Raw genomic sequence first — 6000 nt, 5'->3', positions numbered from 1 at the left:
TGCGGGCGGGGGGGGGGGGGGGGTGGCGTTCGTAGAGGTGTTTCTGGGTGTGCTGAGGGCGGGGGGCCGGGTGGCGGGGTCCCCGGCCGTCCGCGTCGCTCAGCGCGTCACTTGACGGTGATCTCTTCGTAGACCGGGACGCTGAACGGGTTCAGCGCGACGTTGTCGACCCGGTCCGAGTAGCCGGCGCTGCCGTTCTGGTACCAGAGCGGGATGACCGGCATCTCGGTGACGAGGATCTTCTCCGCGTCCTGGAAGGTGGTGACGGCCTTCGCCTTGTCGCTCTCGGCGTTGGCCTTGTCGACCAGGTCGTCGAACTCCTCGTTGCTCCACTTGCCGTCGTTGGACGGGGCGTTGGTGTAGTAGAGCGGCTGGAGGAAGTTCTGGATCAGCGGGTAGTCCATCTGCCAGCCCGCGCGCCAGGCGCTGGTGAGCTTCTGGGTGGAGACCTGGGCGCGGAAGTCGGCGAAGGTGCCGACGGGGCCGCCGACGCAGGCCTTGTTGTTGCCCATGACGTTGTTGATGCTGTTGCAGACGGCGTCGACCCATTCCTTGTGGGAGCCGGTGTCCGCGTTGTACGAGATCTTCAGCTGGCCGCCGGGGATGCCGCCGCCGTCGTCGATCAGCTTCTTGGCCTCGGCCTTGTTGTACGTGCACTCCTTGCCGCAGAGCCCTTCCTTGAAGCCGCCGTCCGCGCCGAGGACCGGGGAGGTCCAGTCGGAGGCGGGGGTGCGGGTCTTCTGGAAGATCTGGTCGGTGATCTGCGGCCGGTTGATCGCCATCGACAGGCCCTGGCGGACCTTGCGCGCGTCGTCGGTGTCCCACTCCGCGTCGTAGAAGGGGAAGGCCAGGGTCTGGATGATGCCGGCGGGGGTGTTGATGTACCGGTCGCCGAGGTCCGCCTCGACGTTGCGGAGCTGGGAGGCGGGCACGTCGTCGACGAGGTCGAGGTTGCCCGCGGTGAGGTCGGTGTAAGCCGTGTTGTTGTCGGTGAAGACCTTGAGGTCGACGCCGCCGTTCTTCGCCTTGTCGTCGCCCGGGTAGTCGTCCCACTTGCGCAGGTTCATCGAGGAGCCCTTGGCGTAGGACTCGATGGTGTAAGGGCCGTTCCCGACGGGCTTGGAGAGCCAGGCGTCGTGGTCGTCGTAGAACGCCTTGGGCAGCGGGACGAAGGCGGAGTAGCCGAGGGTGTCGGGCCACAGGGAGAACTTCTGGGTGAGCTTGGCGGTGAAGGTCAGGTCGTCGACGACCTTCAGGCCGGACAGGGTCTCGGCGGAGGCGGAGCCGGACTCGGGGTGGACCTGGTCGTAGCCCTCGATGTACTGGAAGAAGTAGGCGTTCTTCTGGTTGTTCTTCAGGGCCGCGCCGTAGTTCCAGGCGTCGACGAAGGACTTGGCGGTGACCTTCTCGCCGTTGGAGAACGTCCAGCCGTCCTTGAGCTTGACCGTGAAGTTCTGGGAGTCCGTCGAGTCGATGGACTCGGCGATCATGTTCTGGGCCTCGCCGGTCTTCGGGTCGTAGCGGATCAGCCCGCGGAAGACCATGTCGAGGACCTTGCCGCCCTGGACCTCGTTGGTGTTGGCCGGCTCCAGCGGGTTCTGCGGGTCTCCCCAGGAGGAGCTGACGATGCCGTCGGCGCCGCCGCTGCCGCCGTCACCACCGCCGCCGCAGGCCGTCGCTGCCAGGGCGACGGCCACCGCACATGCGGCCCACCTGACCTGTGTGGCTGCGCGCATGAAGTGCCTCCTAGAGTCATCGAGTAGCTCAATGCCTCATATCACCGCATAACGGCATGCATCGCATGTGGTGTTGCCCCGTACGGGCAGGAGGGCTCGCGGACACGACGATGCCCGGCCCCCTGGGGGAACCGGGCATCTGCCATTCAGCGACGACAAGCGACTACGCCGCGTGCACGACGTCCCGCTCCTCGGCGAAGTGGCACGCCGACTCGTGCGTGGCGGGCGTGGCTCCCGCGACGAACCGCTCGGGGATCGCCAGCAGAGGCTCCTCCGTCGCGCAGCGGTCCTCCGCCTTCCAGCACCGGGTGCGGAAGCGGCAGCCCGAGGGCGGGTTCGCCGGTGACGGAACGTCACCGGTCAGGATGATCCGGTCGCGTCCCTCACGGGCCGACGGGTCCGGAACCGGGACCGCGGAGAGCAGCGCCTGGGTGTAGGGGTGCGTCGGGTGGTCGTAGATCTGCGTGTCCGTGCCGATCTCGGCCATCTTGCCGAGGTACATCACGCCGACCCGGTCGGAGATGTGCCGGACGATGGACAGGTCGTGCGCGATGAAGAGGTAGGACAGGTTGAACTCGTCCTGGAGCTTCTCCATCAGGTTGATGACCTGCGCCTGCACCGACACGTCGAGCGCGGAGACCGGCTCGTCGCAGATGATGATCTCCGGGTTGAGCGCGAGGCCGCGGGCGATCCCGATGCGCTGGCGCTGACCGCCGGAGAACTGGTGCGGGTACCGGTTGATGTACTCCGGGTTCAGACCCACGACGTCCAGGAGCTCCTGGACCCGGCGGCGCCGGTCGCCCTTCGGGGCCACCTCGGGGTGGATCTCGAAGGTCTCCCCGATGATGTCGCCGACCGTCATCCGCGGGTTCAGCGAGGTGTACGGGTCCTGGAACACCATCTGGATGTTGCGGCGCACCGCCTTCAGCGCACGCCCGGACAGCTTGGTGATGTCCTGGCCCTTGTAGAAGACCTCGCCGGCCGTCGCCCGCTCCAGCGTCATCAGGAGCTTGGCGACCGTGGACTTGCCACAGCCGGACTCGCCGACGATGCCGAGGGTCTCACCGGCGTACAGGTCGAAGGAGATCCCGTCGACGGCCTTGACCGCGCCGATCTGCTTCTTGAAGAGGATGCCCTGCGTCAGCGGGAAGTGCTTGACGAGGTTCCGCACCTGGAGGATCGGCTCGCCCTGGCTGACGGGCGCGTCGATGGCGGCTACGGCCTCCGCCTCGGTCGCGGCGTCCACGGGCTCCACGTCGGAGACGTTCGGGGTGGCGTCCACGGGCTCCTTCTTGAGCTCAGCCATGGATCGTCTCCTTCCAGAAGTGGCACGCGCTGCCGCGGCCGACGAGCTCGAGGCCATCCTGCTCGGTCACCGGTGCGAGCGGCGGAATCTCGGTACGGCAGATGTCCTGTGCCTTGGGGCAGCGCGGGCTGAAGGCACAGCCCGCGGGGATCCGCGTGAGGTTGGGCGGGAGGCCCTTGATCGCGTAGAGCTCCTGGCCCTTCTGGTCCAGGCGCGGGATCGAGTCCAGCAGACCCTTGGTGTACGGGTGCGCCGGGCGGCTGTACAGCTCGCCGACCGGGGCCGTCTCCACGATCCGGCCCGCGTACATCACGGCGATCTTGTCCGCGACGTCGGCGACGACGCCGAGGTCGTGGGTGATCAGGATCAGACCCATGTTGTACTCGCGCTGGAGCTCGGCCAGCAGGTCCATGACCTGGGCCTGCACCGTCACGTCGAGCGCGGTGGTCGGCTCGTCCGCGATGATCAGGTCGGGCTCCAGGGCCAGCGCCATGGCGATCATGATGCGCTGGCGCATACCGCCGGAGAACTGGTGCGGGTAGTCCGAGATACGGGCCGCCGCCGCCGGGATCTTGACCTGGTCCATCAGCTCGATGGACTTGGCCTTGGCCTCCTTCTTGGACAGGCCCTGGTGCACGCGGAACATCTCGCCGAGCTGGTAGCCGACGGAGAGGACCGGGTTCAGCGAGGACAGCGCGTCCTGGAAGATCATCGCGATCTTGCGGCCGCGGATCTGCCGGCGCTCCTCGGCGGACATCTTCAGCATGTCCTGGCCGCGGAAGAGGATCTCGCCCTGCGTGATCTTCCCGGGCGGCATGTCGAGGATGCCCATGATGGTCTGCGCGGTCACGGACTTGCCGGAGCCGGACTCGCCGAGCACCGCGAGCGTCTCGCCGGCGCTGACGGTGTAGTTCACACCGTTGACCGCCTTGGCCACACCGTCGCGGGTGTGGAACTCCACGTGCAGGTCACGGACGTCGAGCAGTGGACCGTCGCCACTCACGGACTCCCGCGGTGCGGGGACGTGAGCCGTCTTGTCGATGGTGGTCACGAACGCCTCCCTCAGCGCATCTTGGGGTCGAGGGCGTTGCGGACCGCATCGCCGAACATCAGGAAGGACAGCACCGTGATCGAGACCATCACCGAGGGGATGACCAGGACGTACGGCGCGTTGCGGAGCTGGTCCTTCGCAGCGGACACATCGATGCCCCACGAGACCGTCGGTTCGGCGAGGCCGATGCCGAGGAACGACAGGGTGGCCTCGGCGGCGATGTAACCGCCGAGTGCGATGGTGGCGACCACGATCACCGGAGCGATGGCGTTCGGCAGGATGTGCCGCGTCAGGATCCGGGTGGTGGAGGCGCCGAGCGCCTTGGCGGCGACCACGTAGTCGGCCTGCTTGATCGTGATGACCGAGCCACGGGCGACACGGGCGATCGACGTCCAGCCGAGGAAGGCCATCGACAGGATGACGACCCAGACGGAGCGCTCCTCGAAGGTGGTCAGGATGACCATGGCGCCGACGATGAAGGGGACGCCGAAGAAGACGTCGGTGATGCGGGACAGGATCGTGTCGATCCAGCCGCCGAAGTAGCCGGCGATCATGCCGATGACCAGGCCGGTGATGGTGACCGCGATGGTCACGACCACGCCGACGGTGATCGAGGCGCGGGCTCCGTAGACGACACGCGCGTAGATCGAGCGTCCCTGGACGTCGTATCCGAGCCAGTCGGGGGCGAAGAAGTGGCCCCAGTTCGGGTGCTGGAGGTAGTGCTCGGCCAGGTTGGCGTCCCGCGGCGAGGCGCTGGTGAACAGCCCCGGGAAGATCGCCATGACGGCGAGCAGCAGGATCAGCACCATCGAGATGAGGAAGAGCGGGTTGCGGCGCAGGTCGTGCCAGGCGTCCGACCAGAGGCTGCGCGGCTTGCCGGGCGCGGGGCCGGCGTCCGTCGCGGCGGACGTCGCGTCGACGGCGGCCGGAACGTCGGTGCTCTTGGTGAGTGCGGTGGTGTCAGGCATACCGGATCCTCGGGTCCAGGACCGCGTAGAGCAGGTCGACGAGCAGGCTGCAGACGAGATAGACGATGACGAGCAGCGTCACGACGCCGACGACGGTCGCGCCTTCACGCTTGGACAGGGCCTCGAAGACGAGCGATCCGACGCCCTTGATGTTGAAGATGCCCTCGGTCACGATCGCGCCGCCCATCAGGGCGCCGATGTCGGTGCCGAGGAAGGTGACGACCGGGATGAGCGAGTTGCGCATCAGGTGCACGCCGATGACACGGCGGCGGGGCAGGCCCTTGGCGATCGCCGTACGCATGTAGTCGGCGCGGATGTTCTCCGCGACCGAGGTACGGGTGAGCCGGGCCACGTACGCGAGTGACAGCGACGCCAGCACGATGGCCGGCATGATCAACTCGGTGTTCGTCGGTTCGAGGCTCACGTTGGGCTTGGCGATGCCGAGCTGGAACGCGAAGAAGTACTGGACGAGGAAGCCCAGCACGAAGGACGGCATGGAGATCAGCACCAGCGTCAGGCCGAGCAGGCCGCGGTCCCGGAGGGACTCGGCCTTGAGGCCCGCGATGATGCCGAGCGAGATCCCGGCGACGACCGTGAAGACGAAGGCGAAGATCGCCAGTCTGACGGTGATCGGGTAGGCGTCGGCGATGACTTCGGCGACCGGGCGCTGCGTTCCGATCTGGTTGCCGAGGTCGCCCTGGAACAGATTGCCCAGGTAGTTCAAATACTGCTGCCAGATCGGCTGGTCCAAGCCCAGATCCGCCTTCAGGGCGGCGATCTGCGAAGCATCTACGTGCTGTTCACCGGCAAGTGCTCTGACGGGGTCGCCGGGCAGTGCGTACATCATCAGGAAGACCAGCAGGGTCGACCCGATGAAGACCGGGATCATCTGGAGCAGTCGTCGTGCGACATAGCGCCCCATGGGTGCCTCCGTGTGGG

5 protein-coding genes are annotated in these 6000 nt (G+C 67.1%); all 5 read right to left on the bottom strand.

What is annotated here, in order from left to right:
• Positions 1 to 107 precede the first annotated feature (107 nt).
• Complete coding sequence (locus tag ACFWRV_RS15670; protein ID WP_384334140.1) at positions 108 to 1736, bottom strand: ABC transporter substrate-binding protein; 1629 nt, start codon at positions 1734 to 1736, stop codon at positions 108 to 110.
• 163 nt (positions 1737 to 1899) lie between these two features.
• On the bottom strand, positions 1900 to 3042 hold the full coding sequence (locus tag ACFWRV_RS15665; protein ID WP_384334136.1) for an ABC transporter ATP-binding protein: 1143 nt from the start codon (positions 3040 to 3042) through the stop codon (positions 1900 to 1902).
• Entirely contained in the window at positions 3035 to 4093 is a 1059-nt protein-coding gene (locus ACFWRV_RS15660) for an ABC transporter ATP-binding protein (RefSeq protein WP_384334133.1), read from the bottom strand. The genes ACFWRV_RS15665 and ACFWRV_RS15660 overlap by 8 nt, the downstream gene beginning before the upstream one ends.
• Positions 4094 to 4104: 11 nt before the next feature.
• The gene (locus ACFWRV_RS15655) at positions 4105 to 5061 is read right to left on the bottom strand and encodes an ABC transporter permease (protein WP_384334130.1); all 957 of its coding nucleotides are present in this window, start codon (positions 5059 to 5061) and stop codon (positions 4105 to 4107) included.
• Positions 5054 to 5983, bottom strand: a complete 930-nt coding sequence (locus tag ACFWRV_RS15650; RefSeq protein WP_384334127.1) for an ABC transporter permease — start codon at positions 5981 to 5983, stop codon at positions 5054 to 5056. The genes ACFWRV_RS15655 and ACFWRV_RS15650 overlap by 8 nt, the downstream gene beginning before the upstream one ends.
• Positions 5984 to 6000 lie beyond the last annotated feature (17 nt).

This window comes from Streptomyces sp. NPDC058576 (assembly GCF_042718715.1).
Classification (GTDB): Bacteria; Actinomycetota; Actinomycetes; order Streptomycetales; family Streptomycetaceae; genus Streptomyces.
The sequence above is the reverse complement of the archived record's forward strand: the minus strand, read 5'-3'. Positions and strand labels throughout refer to the sequence as shown.